Raw genomic sequence first — 17,789 nt, forward strand, 5'->3', positions numbered from 1 at the left:
TTGCGTGTCTGCGCCTACCCGGCACCATGGAAGGTATGTGCGGACGATTCGCGGTCACCACCGACCCGGCAGTGCTGGCCGAGAAGATCCAGGCGATCGATGAAAGGAGGGCGGCCCAATCCTCAGACGCGCCGAACTACAACGTCGCGCCCACCACCACCATTGCGACGGTGGTTCGTCGACACGACGAGCCCGACGACGAGCCCACTCGGCGCGTGCGGCTGATGCGTTGGGGGCTGGTGCCCCCGTGGGCCAAAGCGGACGCTGACGGCACACCGGAGTCCAAAGGCCCACAGCTGATCAACGCCCGCGCCGACAAGGCCACCACCTCGCCGGCGTTCCGCTCCAGCGCCAAGTCCAAGCGCTGCCTGATCCCGATGGACGGCTACTACGAATGGCGCGCCAACCCCGGCGCCGGCAAGAAGGCCCGCAAGACGCCGTTCTACATGTATCGCGAGGATGGCGAGCCGCTTTTCATGGCCGGCTTGTGGTCGGTATGGAAGCCCGCCAAGGACGCCACCCCGCTGCTCAGTTGCACGATCATCACCACCGACGCGGTCGGCGAGCTCGCCGAGGTCCACGATCGCATGCCGCTGGTGGTGGCTGAACGTGATTGGGACCATTGGCTGGATCCCGACGCTCCGCCGGATCTCGAATTGCTGGCGGGCCCGCCCGATGTGCGCGGCATCCGGATGCGAGAGATTTCGACGCTGGTCAACAACGTGCGTAACAACGGGCCCGAGCTGCTGGAGCCGGCCCAGCAGCAGCCAGAACAGGTGACGCTGCTCTAACGCTGATGCAGCGCAAGTGGGGTAGCCGGCTACTCTAGGTAGCTCGCCTGAGCTGGCGAGATGATCGCGCCATGACCGCGATTCAGCCCAAAACCGACACCGCCACCATCCTGGTACGCAACCCCGCCGACGGTCGTGTTGTCGGCACGGTACCGATCGAAACCTCCGAGGCCGTCGCCGCGAAAGCGCGTGAGCTGCGGCTGTTCCAACCAGACTGGGCGGCGCTGGGGCCGCGCGGCCGCAAGCGGTGGCTGCTCAAGTACCAGGATTGGGTGCTCGACAACGCTGAACACATCATCGACGTGGTGCAGTCCGAAACCGGCAAGACCCGGGCCGATGCCAGCGGCGAGCCCACCAGCACGGCATCCCTGCTGGATTATTGGGCCGGTCATGCGGAGCAATTCCTCACCGATGAGCATCCGCGGTCTTTCAACCCGCTGGCGATGACCAAGAAGCTCACCACCACGTACCGGCCCTATCCGGTGGTGGGCGTCATCACGCCGTGGAACTTTCCGTTCCTGATGCCCGGGTTGGACGTGGTGCCCGCATTGGCCGCCGGCGCGGCGGTGCTGCTCAAGCCGTCTGAAGTGACGCCGCTGTCCGCGGTGGAATTCGTCCGCGGCTGGACCGAGATCGGTGCACCGCCGGTGCTCGCACTGGCAACCGGCTATGGCGCCACGGGTGCCGCGGTCATCGCCAACGCCGATTTCGTGCAATTCACCGGGTCCACCGCCACAGGCAGAAAGGTGGCCGTCGCCTGTGGGGAGCGGCTGCTGCCCTACAGCCTCGAACTCGGCGGCAAGGACCCGGCGCTGGTGCTGGCCGACGCCGATTTGGACCGGGCCGCCAATGGAATCGCCTGGGGCGGCATGTTCAACTCCGGTCAGGTGTGCGTGTCGGTGGAGCGGGTGTACGTCGAGGCACCGGTCTACGACGAGTTCGTGGCCAAGCTCACCGACAACGTCCGGCGGCTGCGCCAGGGCCAGGACGACCGCGCGTTCGCCTTCGACGTCGGAGCACTGGCAACCAGCGCCCAGCGCGACATCGTGCAACGCCATGTCGACGGGGCGGTCGCCGCGGGCGCCCGGGTAGTGACGGGCGGCAAGCCGACGGGAACGGGAACCTTCTTTCAGCCAACGGTTCTCGTTGACGTCGACCACTCCATGGCGTGCATGACCGAGGAGACGTTCGGACCCACCCTGCCGGTGGTCAAGGTCGCAGACGAAGCCGAGGCGATCCGGCTGGCTAACGACTCGGTATACGGGCTGTCGGCCACAGTGTGGACCGGCGACAAGGAACGCGGTGACCGGGTCGCCCGCCAGCTCGACGTCGGTGCGGTCAACATCAACGACGTTCTCTCCAATGCATTCGCCTGTGACGTCCCGATGGGCGGCTGGAAGCAGTCGGGGGTCGGCGCTCGTTGGGGGGGTGCAGCCGGGGTGCTCAAATACTGTCGGCCCCAAGCCATCACGTCGCCACGGATTCCTACCCAATCCAAGGAACTGCTTTGGTATCCGACCTCGCCACGTCGGGTCAAATTTGCATTGAGTCTGTTGCGCGCGTCCGCCGCTCGAGGGGTGCGGCGGCTCGGGTTCGCGCCGAGGGCCGCCCGGTGAAGTGCCGGGCGGCGGTGCTGCGCGGCATCGGTAAAGACTGGGAGATCTGTGACATCACGCTGGATCCGCCGCGCGCCGGCGAGGTGCTGGTGAAGATGTCGGCGGCCGGGTTGTGTCATTCCGACGACCACTTCGCCACCGGCGACCTGGTTCCGGGGCCGGAGATCGCGGAGATGATGCGCGCCAACGGGATCGAAGTTCCAGAGACCTTCCCGCTGCTGGGTGGTCACGAGGGTGCCGGCGTGGTGGCCGAGGTCGGTCCGGAGGTGCACTCGGTGCGCCCCGGTGACCGGGTGGCGATGTCGTTCATTCCCGCCTGCGGCAGCTGCCGGTTCTGTGTGTCGGGCATGACTTACCTGTGTGATCTCGGCGCCGGCGCATATGCCAGGGAAATGACGACCGACGGCACGGTGCGCCGCCACGTCGACGATGAGGACCTGTTGGCACTGATGCAACTCGGCACCTTCGCTGAGTATGTGGTGGCCTCGGACAAGTCAGTAATCAAGATCGACGACACGACGCCGATGCACGCCGCCGCTCTGGTGTCGTGTGGTGTCACCACCGGGTGGGGATCGGCCACGGTGACCGCCGGCACGGAGCCGGGCGACACCGTGGTCGTGATCGGCGTCGGCGGCGTCGGGATGAATGCCCTGCAAGGTGCCCGCGCAGCTGGCGCGAAATACGTAGTTGGTGTGGATCCTGTTGCATTCAAACGTGATTCCGCCGTAGCATTCGGCGCCACCCATACCGCGGAATCGGTGGAGGCGGCGTTGCCACTGGTGCGAAGCCTCACGCAAGGCGTGATGGCCGACCGGGTGGTGCTGACCGCCAGCGTGGTGCATACCGATTTGCTTGCTCCGGCGATGATGTTGACCCGCAAGGGTGGAACGTGCGTGCTGACCGGGATAACGCCGTACAGCGAAATGCTGGTGCCGCTCATGCTCACCGACATGATCGTGTCGCATAAACGACTGCAGGGCGCGTTGTTCGGTGGAATGAACCCGCGGGCGAGCATGCCCATGCTGCTGTCGATGTATCAGAACGGCAAGCTCAAACTCGACGAACTGGTGACGCGGCGCTACCGGCTCGAGGACATCAACGATGCCGTCGCCGACATGCGAGAGGGTCGAAACATCCGCGGCATCATCGAATTCGATTAGGGCAGACGCCCAGGCTACCGAGATTTACTCGGTTCCGATAGAGTTAATCTCGTGACCCCGAGCGGACGGCCCGACGCCCGGACCCGGCTGCTCGAAGTAGCCCGGCGGCGGTTCGCGGTCGACGGAGCGTTGGCAGCGACGCTGGACGAGGTCCGCCGTGAGGCCGAGGTGAGCGTCGGGGCGCTCTATCACCACTTTCCGGACAAGTCGGCGCTGGCAGCGGCCGTTTACGCCCAGGTGATGGGGGAGTACCAAGCCGGGTTCGTGACCATGCTGAAAGAGCAGGCCACCGCCGAGGGCGGGATTCGCGGTGGCGTCGAGCATCACCTGCGGTGGGTGGCCGCCAACCGCACCGAGGCGGCGCTGTTGCTCGGTGATCGGCTCGACAGCCCCACCTTGCGCGAGTCCAACCATGAGTTCTTCACCGCCATCCGGGACTGGTGGCGGCCGCACCACAGCTACGGCGTGCTGCAGCCGATCCGCCCGGGCATCACCGCTGCGCTGTGGTTCGGCCCGGCACAAGAATTCAGCCGGCACTGGATCGCTGACGGCGAAACGAGAATGCCACCGGCAGCCGTCCGGGCATTCGCCGATGCCGCGTGGACGGCATTGCGCGCCAACGATAGTGAGGAGGACGACCGTTGAACGAATCCTTGTACGAGCGCATGGTCGCCGATGGCGACGATCGGCAGGCGCCGCAGCGGGTTCGCGTCGAGCATCGCGGCGACCGCGCGGTGGTGACTCTCGACGAACCCGACCGACTCAATGTGCTTTCCGCGCCGCTGGTACGACAACTGCGCCGGGCACTGGAGGACCTCGCCGCCGACACCGATATCCGCGCGGTCGTGGTGACTGGCGAGGACCCCGGCTTCAGCGCCGGCGGCGACCTGAAAATGATGCGTGCGGCCACCGAGCGGCTGAGCCAGCCCGAAGGAGTCGCCGACGTCTGGCGGTGGATCCGTCGTGAATTCGGCGGCATCGCAAGGCTGATCGCCGGATCGGACACCATCTTCGTGGCTGCGCTCAACGGTCCCGCCGCCGGCGTCGGGCTGGCCTGGGCCCTGACCTGTGACCTCACCATCGCCAGCGAACGCGCGGTGATCGTCCCCGCGTTCGGCCATCTCGGCCTGATTCCCGAGGTCGGCACCAGCTGGGCGCTGACCCGGCGTCTCGGCTACCAGGGCGCGCTGGCGTACTACCTACGGGGCGAGCACATCGACGCCCACGCCGCGCAACGACTCGGCCTGGTGCACGAGGTCGTCGCCCATGACCAGCTTCTCGCCGTGGCGGACGGCTGGTGTTCGCGCGTCGCCTCGATTCCCGCCCACGCCATCGCCATGACGAAGCCGCTGCTGCGCACCGCCGCTGATGCCAGCTGGAACGACGCGCTGACGCTGGAGGAATTCGCCGAACCGATCTGCTTCACCACCGCCGCATTCGCCGATAGCGTGCACGCCATGCTGGCCAGACATTGACTCGGTACGACCAAGCCGGGCGCACGTATTCGGTTACCCGACAATCGGATCCACGGATCGGCGCGGTTATCGACCATGCTTTGCAGGGCATCGCGACGATTGCGAACATCGGCGCCGGAACCGGCTCCTACGAACCGTCGAACACCGTCGTCGCGGTGGAACCCAGTCGCGTCATGATCGCGCAACGCCCGGTTGGTGCTGCACCGGTGATCGAGGCTGTTGCAGAACGACTGCCTCTTCGCACCGGTGCCGTCGATGCCGCACTCGCGGTCCTGACCGTCCACCACTGGGCCAAGCTGGAGGTCGGGATCGCTGAGATGACGCGCATCGCACGCCGCCGTGTTGTCATCCTCACCTGGGACGACGCCGTGTTTCGTGAGTTCTGGCTCTTGCGCGAATACCTGCCCGCTGCCGCGGAGACGGATGCGCGGCTGGCTGTGCCGATCACCAAATTGGGGTCGTTGCTTGGCAATGCGTCGATCCAGACGGTCCCGATTCCGTACGACTGCGTTGACGGATTCGGCGGAGCCTATTGGCGCCGCCCACACGCCTACCTCGAGGCAGAAGCCCGAGCCGGGATGTCGATGCTTGCCCTGACACCGGAACCTCTGCTCCGAGAGGGACTCTCACGGCTGCGCACCGATCTTGCCACTGGCGAGTGGACACGTCGGCATGCCGATCTTCTGGGCAAGCCACAGCTGGATCTCGGATATCGGCTCGTTGTTGCGGACCTGCCGGGGAGTCAGGCTTGAATGTTGGCGGTCACCGCGCCGGTGAGCCGGATCAGATCTGCGGGAGTCACCGCGACGTCCCAGCCGCGCCGGCCGGCACTGCAATACACCCGATCCCAGCCCAGCACGTCGGCGTCGATGACAGTTGGCAGCGGTTTGCGCTGCCCAAGTGGCGACACCGCGCCCACCACATAACCGGTCGCCCGCTCTGCAATAGTGCGGTCAGCCATCGTCGCGCGGGAAAGCCCTAATGCCGCGGCCGCGGCCTTCAGCGACAGTCGGGACGGCACCGGCAGTACGGCAACGGCCAGTCCGTCGGGCCCGGCAATGACCAGCGTTTTGTAGATCTGTGCCGGTGCGATGCCGTGCGCGTCGGTCAGCAGGCGGACAGCTTCGTCACCGAACGCGCCTTCCTGCGGATCGTGGGCGAACCTCACCACCTCATGCGCCACGCCCGCAGCCGATAGCGCCGCAAGCGCCGGAGTCGCTGCACCCGGCATCGACTACGGCGCGCGGTATCCGGGCGGGTTCGGGCTTTCCACCCACAGGTCAACCCCGAGCTCACCGCCCGGTGTGCAGTCATATACCGACAAATCGCTGACCCCGGATTCGACCAATACGTCCTCGCACAGCACCGAGTTACCGGTGTAGTCACCGGCGGGCTTGTTGAGGATGACGTAGGCGGCGTCGGCGTACACCTCGGGCTTGCGCGCCCGCGCCATCGCCTCGTCGCCGCCCAGCAGGTTCTGTACGGCGGCGGTGGCCACCAGGGTGCGTGGCCACAGGGTATTGGATGCGATGCCGTCGGCACGCAGCTCCTCGGCAATACCCAAGGCGCACAACGTCATTCCGAATTTAGCCATCATGTACGCGGTCGGCTTGAGCCACTTGGACTCGAGCAGTATCGGCGGCGAGAGGGTCAGAATGTGCGGGTTGTCCCGGCCTTTCATGTGCGGGATACAGGCCGCCGACACCGCATAGGTGCCGCGCACCTGGATGCCGTTCATCAGGTCGAAACGCTTCAGCGGCACCTCGGTGATGGATCCCAGGTTGATCGCCGACGCGTTATTCACGCACATGTCGATGCCACCGAACTGCTCCACGGTCTGGGCGACTGCCGCCTCAACCGAGTCGCCGTCGCGAATGTCACCGACGATCGGCAGCGCCTGCCCGCCGGCGTCCTCCAACTCTTTCGCCGCGGTGTACACCGTGCCCGGCAGTTTGGGGTGCGGTTCGGCGGTCTTGGCGATCAGCGCAATGTTGGCCCCGTCGCGCGCGGCCCGCATGGCGATCGCCAGGCCGATACCGCGGCTGGCCCCGGAAATGAACATGGTTTTGCCGTTCAGAGACATGGCGTCACAGTAACGCCGCGGGCGCCGGGCCGGGATCAGCGGTCCAAATCAGGTACCGACGGTTGGCCTGGCCAGGAAATAGCCGGATCGCCGAAGCTGTTGACCATCACAGTTCGGTGGCCGCCGTGACGGCCACACAAGACACTGTCGGGTGCAGCCTTTAGATTGGGGAGAAGGGGAGTCTGGTGTCAACGGCGATGAGCCTGCTGGAGCGTCCGGTGTTGGTGCCCGGGCTGTCCGGTGATACCGCTACCGAAGGGATTGTGACAACCAAGATGGCCGACAGCGATGGCTCGACCGGGCCCGAAGTGGCCGCGCCCGATCCCAGGGAGGAGACGGACGAGCAGCTCACGGCACGCTTCGAACGCGACGCGATCCCGCTGCTAGATCAGCTTTACGGTGGCGCCCTGCGCATGACGCGCAATCCGGCCGACGCCGAAGACCTGCTACAGGAGACCATGGTGAAGGCCTATGCGGGCTTCCGCTCGTTCACGCCGGGCACCAATCTCAAGGCGTGGCTGTACCGCATTCTGACCAACACCTACATCAACAGCTACCGCAAAAAGCAGCGCCAGCCGGCCCAGTACCCGACCGACGAAATCACCGACTGGCAGCTGGCCGCCAGCGCTGAGCACTCTTCGACGGGCTTGCGCTCCGCAGAAGTGGAGGCGCTGGAGGCGCTGCCGGATACCGAGATCAAAGAAGCGCTCCAGGCGCTGCCCGAAGACTTCCGGATGGCGGTGTATTACGCGGATGTAGAGGGTTTCCCGTACAAGGAGATCGCCGAGATCATGGATACGCCGATCGGCACGGTGATGTCGCGCCTCCACCGCGGCAGACGCCAGCTGCGTGGGTTGTTGGCCGACGTGGCCAAGGAACGGGGCTTCCTGCGGGGCGGCCAGGCACCCGAGGAGGTGTCGTCGTGACTGAGTTCTCTTGCGGATCGGGCAGCGCTGAGGACGCCCGCGCCAAGGCTGACTGCGCCGAAGTCATCGCAGAGGTATGGACCCTGCTCGACGGTGAATGCACCGCGGAAACCCGACAGAAGCTGCGTCAGCACCTCGAGGAATGCCCCGGTTGCTTGCGGCACTACGGGCTCGAGGAGCGGATCAAGTCGTTGATCGCCATGAAATGCCGAGGCGAGAAGGCCCCGGAGGGCCTTCGCGAACGGTTACGCCTGGAAATCAGCCGAACCACCATCATCCGCCGACAGGGCACCTGGCCCCTCTGAGACTGGATTGCCCCGCCGGTCCGCGACGACGCCGGATTAGGAATTGGGGCGCTTGCCGTGGTTGGCCTTGCTGTACTTGCGGTCGCGCTTCTTCCGGCCTCGTTTGGCCATGACTGATCCTCCTTGTAGCTATACCGGCTGGTCAGTCTTTCATGCGGCCGAAGTTCGGCGGTGCCAGGGTCTAGACGACCGGGACGGCCTGGCCCGGGGCCGGAAGGCTGGTCGCCCCGGGCGTTTGGGCGGGTAAGCCCGGTATCGCCGGGGTCTGGCCCGGCGTCAGGGCGCTGGGTTGGCCCGGCACTGTGGGGGTCTGGCCGGGCGAAAGCAGCCCTGGGGTCGCCGGCGCCTGGCCAGGAGTCAAAGTGCCCGGTGTTGTTGGTGTCTGGCCGGGGGTCAGCGTGCCCGGAACCTGGCCGGGCAGCGTGCTGGGAACCTGGCCCGGCAGCGTGCCGGGAACCTGGCCGGGCAGCGTGCTGGGTGTCTGGCCGGGGGTCAGTGTGCCCGGAACCTGACCAGGCAGCGTGCCGGGAAGCTGGCCAGGAACCTGGCCGGGCAACGTGCTCGGAACCTGACCAGGCAGTGTGCCGGGCAGCTGGCCGGGCAGCGTGCTGGGGTATCCGGGAGTCACCGGGCTTGCACCGGAGCTGGCGGGCATGAACACCGATCCGCTGCCCGGGAAAACAGCGTTCAGCAGCGCACCTAACTCGTTGAAGATCGCATTGCTGATGCCCACCCCGCTGGTGGGGTCGGCGGCGGGAACAGGTACTGGATCATCGACCAGGACAGGTTGCTGGGGAGTCGCCCCGGCAACGCCGCTGCCAAGACCGATCCCAGCCATCGCGGCAAGCGCAACCCCCGCGCCGACGGTCGCGCGAACCACCGGCCTACATGACTTCGAAATCTCAAACATGTTCGTGAACAACGGAATTGCACCTCCACTCAATTCGTACACCCAATGCTCTTCAGCCACTCAAATCACTCTGGAAACAATGCTGCTCAATAGTCACAAAAGAAACACGACACGGTCACGGAACGAACTCTATAGATTTGCTTACCAATCTTGGAGTTTGCTTACTCTCTGCGAGGCGGTCCCCGGAGGACCCTCTCGGCGCACCGCCGGTGGCCGATTGTGGTTCGATGTGAGCGACGGGAATGGCGCAAACAGCGGCTGGGTGACGAACGGGGTAATGATGGCCGAGGACGTCCGCGCGGAGATCGTGGCCAGCGTGCTCGAAGTCGTGGTCAAAGAGGGCGACCAGATCGGCGAAGGCGACACTGTCGTGCTGTTGGAGTCGATGAAGATGGAAATTCCGGTCCTGGCCGAAGTCGCCGGCACAGTCAGCAAAGTGAGCGTATCGGTGGGAGATGTCATTCAGGCCGGCGACCTTATCGCGGTCATCAGTTAGCCATTGGCTTTGCCGAACCCAGCACCGGGAGTGACTTATGTCGACTCTGGGTGATCTGCTCGCCGAACACACCATCCTGCCGGGTAGCGCCGTCGACCACCTGCACGCAGTGGTCGGGGAATGGCAGCTGCTCGCTGATCTGTCGTTCGCCGATTACCTGATGTGGGTACGCCGGGACGACGGCGCGCTGGTATGTGTGGCGCAATGCCGGCCCAATACTGCGCCGACGGTCCTACTACGGGATGCTGTCGGCACCGTCTTTCCCGCCGACAAGGTGCCGCTGGTCGCAGCGGCGTTCGATTCCGGTGTCATTGGGCGCGGAAATGTTGCGGCTCACGAGGATCCGCGGTTACAGACCGGTCTGAACGTCGAAGCGGTGCCTGTCAGGTACGGCGACCGGGTGGTCGCGGTGCTGACCCATCAAACCGCAGCGGCGGCCGCGGTGCGCAAATCCAGTCCGCTGGAGACCGCCTACGTCGACTGCGCAGCAGATCTCGTGCACATGCTGTCGGAAGGCACCTTTCCCAATGTGGGCGACGTGGCAATGTCGCGCTCCAGCCCGCGGGCCGGTGACGGCTTCATCCGCCTCGATGTCAACGGTGTGGTGTCCTACGCCAGCCCGAACGCGCTGTCGGCCTATCACCGGATGGGTCTGACCTCGGAATTGGAGGGTCACAACCTCGTCGAGGTGACCCGTCCGTTGATCTCCGATCCGTTCGAAGCCCAGGAACTCGCCGACCATGTGCAGGACTCGTTGGCCGGCGGCTCGAGCATGCGCATGGAGGTGGACGCCGGCGGCGCGGCGGTGTTGTTGCGCACGCTGCCGCTGGTGGTGCACGGCGCGGCGGCCGGGGCGGCGGTGCTGGTCCGCGACGTGACCGAGGTCAAGCGCCGCGATCGTGCGCTGATGTCCAAAGACGCCACGATTCGAGAAATCCACCACCGGGTGAAGAACAATCTGCAGACCGTGGCTGCGCTACTGCGCCTGCAGGCACGCCGGACGACGAACTCAGAAGGCCGTGAGGCGCTGATCGAATCGGTGCGCCGAGTGTCGTCGATCGCGCTGGTCCATGACGCGTTATCGATGTCGGTCAACGAAGAAGTCAACCTCGACGAGGTGATCGACCGAATCCTGCCGATCATGAACGACGTGGCGACGGTGGATACGCCGATCCGGATCAACCGGACCGGCATGCTCGGCGTGCTGGACTCCGACCGGGCCACAGCGCTGATCATGGTGATCACCGAACTGGTGCAAAACGCCATCGAGCACGCTTTCGACCCGAACGGCGGCGGTTTTGCCGGTCGTGTCGGCGGGACCGGCTCGGTGACCATTCGCTCCGAGAGGTCCGCCCGCTGGCTCGACGTGGTGGTTCATGACAATGGCCGCGGGCTGCCCGACGGGTTCAGCGTGGAAAAGTCCGACCGCCTCGGCCTGCAGATCGTGCGGACCCTGGTATCCGCCGAACTCGACGGGTCGCTGCGCATGCACGATGCCGCCGAGGGCGGCACCGATGTGGTGTTACGTGTCCCGATTGGGCGCCGCGCCAGGCTCGTCCAATAGTGTGCGCAGCGGCCCGCTTCGCCCGGCTCCGCCAATTGTGGCGACCCGCTTCGCCCGGCTCCGCCGCGCTCGCGATCGCCACGGCCGCGCTCGCGATCGCCACGGCCGCGCTCGCGATCGCCACGGGACCCTTCACACAATGTCGCGGCCCCGGCAGTTGCCGAGGCCGCGACGTCAAAGGGTTTTTGTCAGACTCCGCTGCGAGCCTTGGTCCGAGCGTTGCGGCGCTTGAGCGCGCGTCGTTCGTCTTCACTCATTCCGCCCCACACGCCGGAGTCCTGGCCGGTATTCAGCGCCCAGGACAGGCATTCGGTGGTCACCGGGCAGCGGTTACAGACCAGTTTCGCGTCAGCGATCTGGGCGAGCGCCGGCCCGCTGTTCCCCACCGGGAAGAACAGCTCCGGGTCTTCGTCGCGACAGACCGCCTTGTGGCGCCAATCCATACGTCGTTACTCCTCACTATGTGCGCAGCAGAGCGCACGGGCATTTTTCTTCGGCTGTTAACGCGGGCACAAGAAAGTCTCGGTACCGTTGCACGCGATCATTCGATCGTTTCACAGGCTCAACGGATGTCAATAGCGCGCGCGGACAGGTGGGCAATCTCACTTTGAGGGTCTGGTTCTAAAACCCTTAATCGTTTGTACTACGATCCCGGCGCAGTTGCGTCCTCGATTAGCCTGAATTGGCGGTTACCGCAGTTCAGGCATGATTTTTTGCCGGCGGAGCCACAACGGACAGCGCGTCGGGAACGGCTCGAAAGGTCATCTGCTCACGCTCGCCGAGATAGTCACCGTCAAATTGGCTGGCAATCGGTGGCCCGTCGCAGGTGACCCGCACGCAGGCTGCATCGTCGTCGCGGACCAGCTGCTTGGCCCGCATTTTCGGCTGCTTGGCAAGCATCTGCCGGACAACCTTCAACGTCGGGATCACCTTCAGGCTGGTGACACCGAAAACGCCCAGGCCGGATTCGAAGCTGCAGTCGGGGTTTGTCCACACCGGCCGGTCGTCGGCGAAGGTCCACGGGCTGGAGTTGGACACGAAGACGAAGTGCACCCCCGAAACCGGGTCGCGACCGGGCAGGTGCACCGTCAACCGCGGTTCGCGACGCGTGCTGGCCAGCACCGCCGGCACCGCCGTGCGGATATAGCGCGACGGCGTCACTTTGCGGCCCTTTTCGCGTTGCGCTTCGACCGCGGCCACTACCTCGGCGTCGACGCCCATCCCGGCGTTGAGCACTGCCCAACGCTCGCCACAGTCGATCACTCCGATCCGGCGCCAGTTCGGCTGGTGCCCGTATTGGTCGAGCAGCCCGATCAGCTGGTTGGTGGCGTCGACCGGGTCGGGATAGATGCCCAACGAGCGGGCCAGCACATTCGCCGAGCCGCCGGGCACGATCGCCACCGCCGGGACGTGGCCGGTCGGCAACTGGCCCGGCGCTCCGAGCAGGCCGTTGACAATGTTGCTGACGGTGCCGTCGCCGCCGTGCACGACCAGCAAATCGACACCGTCATCGGCGGCCGCCTGTGCGATTTCACCGCCGTGGCCGCGGTGGGTGGTGTGTTCGACGGTCAGTTGAAGACGGCTCTGCAGCGCGTGCGTCAACAGGTCGCGCCCTGCGGAAGTGGTGGAGGTCGCGGTCGGGTTGACGATCAGCACGGCGCGCATGACGCCAAAGCCTACGGGACCGGCGGTGATGCCGAGCCGTGCAGCGGCGCGGTCCATTGGGTTCAGTCGGTGGCTACGCTGACGCCATGACTGTCCCGGCTCCGACCAGCCTGCGCGCCGCGGGCCTGATCGTTGCCGTACAAGGTAGCGCCGGTTTGGTAGTGGCCGCAGTGCTGCTGTTACGGGGACTCGGTGGCGCCGATCAGCACGCGGTCAACGGTTTTGGGACCGCAGTGTGGTTCATCCTCATCGGCGGCGGGCTGCTGGCGGCTGGATGCGCGTTGCTGGCCGGGAAGCGATGGGGACGCGGACCCGCGGTGTTCGCCCAACTGCTGTTACTGCCGGTCGCGTGGTATCTCGCGGCGGGATCTCATCGGCTGCCAGCCGGGATTCTGCTGGGCCTTATGGCGGTGACCGTGCTGGCGTTGCTGTTCAGTTCCCCTGTGCTGCGCTGGCTCTCCGACTGGTCAGTGTGATTCGGCCAGCTCGGCCAGCTCTGAGCCGGACAGCCGATAGGTTGTCCACTCCCGCTGCGGCTGACCGCCGACGGCGTCATAGAGCGTGATCGCATCGGAGTTCCAGTTCAGCACCGCCCACGACAGTCGCGTGTAGCCGTTGTCGATGCATTCGCGCGCCAGCGTCGCCAGCAGCGCACGGGCCAGCCCGCGACGGCGAAATTGCGGGCGCACGTAGAGATCCTCCAGATGGATACCCGCAACACCGTCCCACGTGGAGAAGGTGAGGAACCACAGCGCCGCCGCAGCGATGTCACCGTGCATGTCGGCGACGTGTCCCCGCAGCGTCACCGGCTCGTCGAAAAGCGCAGTGCTGATGTGCCGTTCGGTGACGGTGCAGTCGTCGGACGCGCGCTCGAAGTCGGCCAGCTCATGGATCATCGCGGTGATCATCGCGACGTCTGACCGTGTCGCTGGTCGGATCTGCGCTGTCACGGCTGAACCCCCAGCGCGCTCAGAATCGTGACGAATTTCATTGTGGTTTCCTCTACTTCGTCGTCCGGATCGCTTTCGGCGACGATGCCGCCGCCGGAGTGAGCAAGCGCGGTGCGGCGGTCGGCCGACAGCTGCGCACAGCGGATGGACACTACCCACCGGCCGTCGCCGCGCGCGTCACACCAGCCAACCGCGCCGGCGTAGAACCCGCGGTCGCCCTCCAGCTGGCTGATGAGCTGCGCCGCAGTGCTTGTGGGAGAGCCGCCGACCGCCGGTGTGGGATGCAGTGCCAGCGCCAAATCCATTGCGGTCACCGAAGGTCGGCGTAGCCGTCCGCTGATCGGGGTGCTCAGATGCCACAGCGCCGCGGTGTGACTCAGCTGCGGTGTGGACGCAATCGTCAACTCACTGCACAGCGGCTCAAGGGCCTCAACCATCGCGTCGATGACCAATTGGTGCTCGTGACGGTTCTTGGCCGATTCGGCCAGCGCGGCACCGGTTGCGGCGTCGACGTCGGGGTCGACGGCGCGCGGTGCCGAGCCGGCGAAGGGCTGACACGTCACTCGGTCACCGTCGCGGGCAACCAGCAGTTCTGGGCTGGCGCCGACCAGCGTCATCCCCTCATACTGGTCGCCCGCCGCCGTGAGGTCGACGAGATAGCCGTAAGCGCCAGGGTCGTTGGCGGTCAGTCGGCGCAGAACCACTCGGGCATCCAGCGGCGTCTCGGCAACCAACCGCAATGCGCGCGCCAGCACGACTTTCTGCAGAGCGCTGCCCGGCGCGGCCAGCTGATCGCATGCCCGCCGTACTCGGGCGCGGTGTTCCGCGGGCGGGGGGACCATCTCGGCAATGTGTACCGGCGGCAGCGGGCCGGACGGCCACTCGGACAAGGTCTGCTCGTGCCGCACGGCGTGCGGCGACATCAGCGCAGCCGGTTTGTTCACGTCAAAGGGCAACGCGCCCAGTATGATTGACGCCGCACCTGAACGCAGCGCGGCTTGTGCGCTGGCCACGTCGCGATAGCGGCCTCGAACGCGGTCGCCAAGCAGTACCCCGCCCGGACCGCTCAGAACGAACGGCGGCTCGGATGTCATCGGCCGGTCGTGCGTGGTTGCACGAGCCCGCCGAGCTGGCGGATTTGATGTTCGAAGCCGCAGACCGCGATCGAACCGGCGGCCATGCCGACGCGGCTCCCCTCGAACAGCGGCAGTTCGAGCCACCGAGCGATCACCGCACGGGAGAAGTGGCCGTGGCCGACAAACAGCACATCGCGAGTCGCCAGGTGCTCGAGCGCCAACTCGACAGCCCGATCTGCGCGGTCGCTGACCTGGTCGACGGTCTCGCCGTCCGGGCAACCGTGCGTCCAAACCAGCCAGTCCGGTTGGGACTGCTGAATTTGCGCGGTCGTCAGGCCCTCGTAGGAGCCGTAATCCCATTCGGCGATCAGCGGCGCTGTCTGGTGGATGGCCAAGCCGGCCAGCTCGGCGGTCGCCACGGCGCGTCGCCGTGGGCTGGCGATCACCATCGGATCCTCCACGTGCAGCTCACCGAGCGCTTGCCCCGCGGCAACGGCTTGGCTCCGGCCATCATCGGTGAGGTCGAGATCGGTGCGACTGGTGTGCCGGCCCGACTTGGACCATTCGGTCTCACCGTGGCGGAGTAGCACCAGTCGGTGGTTCTCGACGCCCATGGCGACCGATTGTGCCTGACACACATCGCGATCGCCGCGCGGGCAGCAGGGGATAGATGCCAGGATGGCATGGACGCCCCCATCGGGCGACGACGCAGGGGAAGCGATCAGGAGGAGCGGCGCTTAATGACCCGGGTATTGGCGATAGCCAACCAGAAGGGCGGAGTGGCCAAGACGACCACGGTGGCCTCGCTGGGAGCCGCGATGGCGGACAGTGGACAACGAGTGCTGTTGGTCGATCTCGATCCGCAGGGCTGTCTGACCTTTTCGCTTGGCCAAGATCCCGACAAGCTGCCGGTTTCCGTGCACGAGGTGCTGCTCGGCGAGGTGGAACCCAGTGCCGCGCTGGTCGCCACCGTCGAGGGCATGACGCTGCTACCGGCCAACATCGATTTGGCCGGCGCGGAGGCGATGCTGCTGATGCGAGCCGGCCGCGAGTACGCGCTCAAACGCGCGCTGGACAAGCTCAGCGACCAGTTCGACGTGGTCGTCATCGACTGCCCGCCCTCATTGGGGGTGCTCACCCTCAACGGGCTGACGGCCGCCGACGAGGTCATGGTGCCGCTGCAGTGCGAAACGTTGGCTCACCGCGGCGTCGGCCAGTTCCTGCGCACGGTCGCCGACGTGCAGCAGATCACCAACCCCCGACTGCGGTTATTGGGCGCGCTACCGACGCTGTATGACCCGCGCACCACCCACACCCGCGATGTGCTGCTCGACGTCGCCGACCGCTACGAGCTGCCGGTGCTTGCGCCGCCCATCCCGCGCACGGTTCGTTTCGCCGAGGCCAGCGCGTCGGGGTCGTCGGTGATGGCCGCACGCAAGAACAAGGGCGCCGCCGCCTATCGCGACCTGGCGCAAGCGCTGCTCAAGCACTGGAAGTCGGGCAAGCCGCTGCCAAGCTTCAGCCTGGAGATGTAGCGCTAGCCACCCAGCGCCACGACCGTGTCGCCGCGCTGCTCGACGATCTGCGAACCCAGCACAGCGGGGATCACCGGCGACGGGATCGGCGCCCGGTTCACCGGCAGGACGTGATCGTCGGCGCCGGTGGCCGGGTCGTAGACACCGAGCCCACCGGTAACCGGGACCAGCAGCCGGCCAGCCATAATCGTCGCCGGCCCGAGCGGCACGGCCGGCCCTGCCGCCGCGATCGTGTAGCGGTAGCTCAACGTGGCCGCGTCGAACACCAGCACCGCATCGCCGGTCCACCAGGTGACCAGGTTGCCGGGCTTGGAGACCGCGCTAGCCGGCCACGGCTGCTTGGGCAGCAGCGTGCTGGAAACGGTGGTGCCGGTTTCGTCGACCACGTCGACTCTGGGCTGCGGGGAGGGCAGATACAGCAGGGTGCTGGTCTCCGACACCGCCAGTACCCGCGCACCGGAACCGGCTCCGATGCCCGGCTGGGGGACATACCGTTGCTCGGGTTCGTCTTCTTCCTTGCTCGGGCGCAGCAGTGTGAGCCGCAGATCGGCCTGGTTGGGGCATGCCTCCAGCACCGACGCCGCCGACGAGCTGGCCGCCGCCGAGGTCAACGTGCAGCCGGTGTGCAGCCCTTGCGACGACGGTTTGATGCGAGCGTCGATCTCGCCGTAGGACAGCATCCGGACCATGTCCGAGCGCCAAAGCTCAAGCCGGGTATCGCCCACCGACAACACCGTCGTCCCGTCCGAGGACACCTCGACCTGCTTGTCGGCATAGCTGCTGCGGGCGGGGCCACGCTGGCCGGTCGATCCGTCGATGGCGCTGACCTGGCCGCAACCCCGGCCATCGCGATAAACCGCGACCGCGTAGCGGTAGACCCAGGACACCGCGCACAAATCGGTGCCGCGGGCATAGGACCAGCGCACCTCACCGCTGGCCGGATCGTGTCCGGCGACCGAGCGGGCGTCGCCGGTGACAACCGTGCCGCCGACCACTACCGGCGCGGTGGTTGCCGCGCTGTCGGCGGTCCAGAGCTGCCTCAGCGTTGCGGGCACCTCAGTGGCCGACCGGGGAGTGGGCGCCGGCACCGCCGCGGGGTTGCTGTTGGTTGCCCGGGCGTCGCTGGTCCACCAGATCAGCGCCGCGACGACGGCGACCACCGCCGCGATCACCGCTGCAGCCACCATGTCGGCCCTGGTACGACGTTCGGGTTTGACCATGGCGCGGCAGTGGCGCG

General features: G+C 66.4%; 21 protein-coding genes and 1 pseudogene. 12 read left to right on the forward strand and 10 right to left on the reverse strand.

Annotated elements, in window-relative coordinates; genetic code table 11:
• The first annotated feature begins 35 nt into the window (after positions 1 to 35).
• The 6 genes from AC5Y49_RS05085 to AC5Y49_RS05110 all read left to right on the forward strand — a co-directional run bounded on the left by AC5Y49_RS05085 (position 36) and on the right by AC5Y49_RS05110 (position 5,794).
• Complete coding sequence (locus tag AC5Y49_RS05085) at positions 36 to 791, forward strand: SOS response-associated peptidase (RefSeq protein WP_499884720.1); 756 nt, start codon at positions 36 to 38, stop codon at positions 789 to 791.
• A 71-nt stretch (positions 792 to 862) separates the two neighbouring features.
• The gene (locus AC5Y49_RS05090) at positions 863 to 2,407 is read left to right on the forward strand and encodes an aldehyde dehydrogenase family protein (RefSeq protein WP_499884721.1); all 1,545 of its coding nucleotides are present in this window, start codon (positions 863 to 865) and stop codon (positions 2,405 to 2,407) included.
• A complete protein-coding gene (locus AC5Y49_RS05095; protein ID WP_499884722.1) occupies positions 2,404 to 3,567 on the forward strand; it encodes an NDMA-dependent alcohol dehydrogenase in 1,164 nt (387 codons plus the stop codon). The genes AC5Y49_RS05090 and AC5Y49_RS05095 overlap by 4 nt, the downstream gene beginning before the upstream one ends.
• Before the next feature lie 51 nt (positions 3,568 to 3,618).
• Positions 3,619 to 4,212, forward strand: coding sequence for a TetR/AcrR family transcriptional regulator (locus AC5Y49_RS05100; protein ID WP_499884723.1), 594 nt, complete (start codon positions 3,619 to 3,621; stop codon positions 4,210 to 4,212).
• Positions 4,213 to 4,232: 20 nt separating this feature from the next.
• Positions 4,233 to 5,042, forward strand: a complete 810-nt coding sequence (locus AC5Y49_RS05105) for an enoyl-CoA hydratase/isomerase family protein (protein ID WP_499886238.1) — start codon at positions 4,233 to 4,235, stop codon at positions 5,040 to 5,042.
• Positions 5,039 to 5,794: a class I SAM-dependent methyltransferase gene (locus AC5Y49_RS05110; RefSeq protein ID WP_499884724.1), complete on the forward strand. Its 756-nt coding sequence runs from the start codon at positions 5,039 to 5,041 to the stop codon at positions 5,792 to 5,794. The genes AC5Y49_RS05105 and AC5Y49_RS05110 overlap by 4 nt, the downstream gene beginning before the upstream one ends.
• On the opposite strand, the gene AC5Y49_RS05115 is transcribed toward AC5Y49_RS05110, so the two are convergent.
• Both AC5Y49_RS05115 and AC5Y49_RS05120 read right to left on the reverse strand, forming a co-directional pair.
• Positions 5,785 to 6,273, reverse strand: coding sequence for a YbaK/EbsC family protein (locus AC5Y49_RS05115; RefSeq protein WP_499884725.1), 489 nt, complete (start codon positions 6,271 to 6,273; stop codon positions 5,785 to 5,787). The two genes, AC5Y49_RS05110 and AC5Y49_RS05115, sit on opposite strands and share 10 nt — an antisense overlap.
• A gap of 3 nt (positions 6,274 to 6,276) precedes the next feature.
• Complete coding sequence (locus tag AC5Y49_RS05120) at positions 6,277 to 7,125, reverse strand: SDR family oxidoreductase (protein WP_499884726.1); 849 nt, start codon at positions 7,123 to 7,125, stop codon at positions 6,277 to 6,279.
• A 275-nt stretch (positions 7,126 to 7,400) separates the two neighbouring features.
• Here AC5Y49_RS05120 and AC5Y49_RS05125 point away from each other — a divergent pair, with 275 nt between their 5' ends.
• Entirely contained in the window at positions 7,401 to 8,051 is a 651-nt protein-coding gene (locus AC5Y49_RS05125) for a sigma-70 family RNA polymerase sigma factor (RefSeq protein WP_499886240.1), read from the forward strand.
• On the forward strand, positions 8,048 to 8,356 hold the full coding sequence (gene rsrA, locus AC5Y49_RS05130) for a mycothiol system anti-sigma-R factor (RefSeq protein ID WP_499884727.1): 309 nt from the start codon (positions 8,048 to 8,050) through the stop codon (positions 8,354 to 8,356). Before AC5Y49_RS05125 ends, rsrA begins: the two co-directional genes overlap by 4 nt.
• 36 nt (positions 8,357 to 8,392) lie before the next feature.
• Here rsrA and AC5Y49_RS05135 read toward each other — a convergent pair whose 3' ends face one another.
• Positions 8,393 to 8,467, reverse strand: coding sequence for a 50S ribosomal protein bL37 (locus AC5Y49_RS05135; protein WP_003416889.1), 75 nt, complete (start codon positions 8,465 to 8,467; stop codon positions 8,393 to 8,395).
• A gap of 70 nt (positions 8,468 to 8,537) precedes the next feature.
• Entirely contained in the window at positions 8,538 to 9,236 is a 699-nt protein-coding gene (locus AC5Y49_RS05140) for a hypothetical protein (protein ID WP_499884728.1), read from the reverse strand.
• Between the two features lie 310 nt (positions 9,237 to 9,546).
• Here AC5Y49_RS05140 and AC5Y49_RS05145 point away from each other — a divergent pair, with 310 nt between their 5' ends.
• Complete coding sequence (locus tag AC5Y49_RS05145) at positions 9,547 to 9,762, forward strand: biotin/lipoyl-binding carrier protein (protein ID WP_065016657.1); 216 nt, start codon at positions 9,547 to 9,549, stop codon at positions 9,760 to 9,762.
• A gap of 37 nt (positions 9,763 to 9,799) precedes the next feature.
• Positions 9,800 to 11,326: a sensor histidine kinase gene (locus AC5Y49_RS05150; RefSeq protein WP_499884729.1), complete on the forward strand. Its 1,527-nt coding sequence runs from the start codon at positions 9,800 to 9,802 to the stop codon at positions 11,324 to 11,326.
• Positions 11,327 to 11,514: 188 nt separating this feature from the next.
• Here the strand turns inward: AC5Y49_RS05150 and whiB1 are convergent, their stop codons facing one another.
• Entirely contained in the window at positions 11,515 to 11,769 is a 255-nt protein-coding gene (whiB1, locus tag AC5Y49_RS05155; RefSeq protein WP_023371700.1) for a transcriptional regulator WhiB1, read from the reverse strand.
• A gap of 256 nt (positions 11,770 to 12,025) precedes the next feature.
• Entirely contained in the window at positions 12,026 to 12,991 is a 966-nt protein-coding gene (locus AC5Y49_RS05160) for a diacylglycerol/lipid kinase family protein (RefSeq protein WP_499884730.1), read from the reverse strand.
• A gap of 86 nt (positions 12,992 to 13,077) precedes the next feature.
• Here AC5Y49_RS05160 and AC5Y49_RS05165 point away from each other — a divergent pair.
• Positions 13,078 to 13,507, forward strand: a pseudogene (locus AC5Y49_RS05165) (hypothetical protein).
• Here AC5Y49_RS05165 and AC5Y49_RS05170 read toward each other — a convergent pair.
• Genes AC5Y49_RS05170 through AC5Y49_RS05180 form a run of 3 tightly spaced genes read right to left on the reverse strand, consistent with a single transcriptional unit; the run spans position 13,459 to position 15,631 of the window.
• Complete coding sequence (locus AC5Y49_RS05170; protein ID WP_499884731.1) at positions 13,459 to 13,941, reverse strand: GNAT family N-acetyltransferase; 483 nt, start codon at positions 13,939 to 13,941, stop codon at positions 13,459 to 13,461. The pseudogene AC5Y49_RS05165 and the gene AC5Y49_RS05170 sit on opposite strands and share 49 nt — an antisense overlap.
• Complete coding sequence (locus AC5Y49_RS05175; protein WP_499884732.1) at positions 13,938 to 15,035, reverse strand: isochorismate synthase; 1,098 nt, start codon at positions 15,033 to 15,035, stop codon at positions 13,938 to 13,940. Before AC5Y49_RS05175 ends, AC5Y49_RS05170 begins: the two co-directional genes overlap by 4 nt.
• Positions 15,032 to 15,631, reverse strand: a complete 600-nt coding sequence (locus AC5Y49_RS05180; protein ID WP_499884733.1) for an acid phosphatase — start codon at positions 15,629 to 15,631, stop codon at positions 15,032 to 15,034. The genes AC5Y49_RS05175 and AC5Y49_RS05180 overlap by 4 nt, the downstream gene beginning before the upstream one ends.
• Positions 15,632 to 15,757: 126 nt before the next feature.
• Here AC5Y49_RS05180 and AC5Y49_RS05185 point away from each other — a divergent pair, with 126 nt between their 5' ends.
• Complete coding sequence (locus tag AC5Y49_RS05185; RefSeq protein WP_499884734.1) at positions 15,758 to 16,552, forward strand: ParA family protein; 795 nt, start codon at positions 15,758 to 15,760, stop codon at positions 16,550 to 16,552.
• A 2-nt stretch (positions 16,553 to 16,554) separates the two neighbouring features.
• On the opposite strand, the gene AC5Y49_RS05190 is transcribed toward AC5Y49_RS05185, so the two are convergent.
• Entirely contained in the window at positions 16,555 to 17,772 is a 1,218-nt protein-coding gene (locus AC5Y49_RS05190; RefSeq protein ID WP_499884735.1) for an Rv3212 family protein, read from the reverse strand.
• Positions 17,773 to 17,789 lie beyond the last annotated feature (17 nt).

This window comes from Mycobacterium sp. NGS62 (assembly GCF_059812285.1).

What these genes read in the sequence shown, in the direction of transcription:
- AC5Y49_RS05085 (WP_499884720.1), top strand. Translation starts at nt 36, where the DNA reads ATGTGCGGACGATTCGCGGTCACCACCGACCCGGCAGTGCTGGCCGAG.
- AC5Y49_RS05090 (WP_499884721.1), top strand. Translation starts at nt 863, where the DNA reads ATGACCGCGATTCAGCCCAAAACCGACACCGCCACCATCCTGGTACGC.
- AC5Y49_RS05105 (WP_499886238.1), top strand. Translation starts at nt 4,233, where the DNA reads ATGGTCGCCGATGGCGACGATCGGCAGGCGCCGCAGCGGGTTCGCGTC.
- AC5Y49_RS05115 (WP_499884725.1), bottom strand. Translation starts at nt 6,273, where the DNA reads ATGCCGGGTGCAGCGACTCCGGCGCTTGCGGCGCTATCGGCTGCGGGC.
- AC5Y49_RS05120 (WP_499884726.1), bottom strand. Translation starts at nt 7,125, where the DNA reads ATGTCTCTGAACGGCAAAACCATGTTCATTTCCGGGGCCAGCCGCGGT.
- AC5Y49_RS05125 (WP_499886240.1), top strand. Translation starts at nt 7,401, where the DNA reads ATGGCCGACAGCGATGGCTCGACCGGGCCCGAAGTGGCCGCGCCCGAT.
- AC5Y49_RS05145 (WP_065016657.1), top strand. Translation starts at nt 9,547, where the DNA reads ATGGCCGAGGACGTCCGCGCGGAGATCGTGGCCAGCGTGCTCGAAGTC.
- AC5Y49_RS05150 (WP_499884729.1), top strand. Translation starts at nt 9,800, where the DNA reads ATGTCGACTCTGGGTGATCTGCTCGCCGAACACACCATCCTGCCGGGT.
- whiB1 (WP_023371700.1), bottom strand. Translation starts at nt 11,769, where the DNA reads ATGGATTGGCGCCACAAGGCGGTCTGTCGCGACGAAGACCCGGAGCTG.
- AC5Y49_RS05160 (WP_499884730.1), bottom strand. Translation starts at nt 12,991, where the DNA reads ATGCGCGCCGTGCTGATCGTCAACCCGACCGCGACCTCCACCACTTCC.
- AC5Y49_RS05175 (WP_499884732.1), bottom strand. Translation starts at nt 15,035, where the DNA reads ATGACATCCGAGCCGCCGTTCGTTCTGAGCGGTCCGGGCGGGGTACTG.
- AC5Y49_RS05180 (WP_499884733.1), bottom strand. Translation starts at nt 15,631, where the DNA reads ATGGGCGTCGAGAACCACCGACTGGTGCTACTCCGCCACGGTGAGACC.
- AC5Y49_RS05185 (WP_499884734.1), top strand. Translation starts at nt 15,758, where the DNA reads ATGACCCGGGTATTGGCGATAGCCAACCAGAAGGGCGGAGTGGCCAAG.
- AC5Y49_RS05190 (WP_499884735.1), bottom strand. Translation starts at nt 17,772, where the DNA reads ATGGTCAAACCCGAACGTCGTACCAGGGCCGACATGGTGGCTGCAGCG.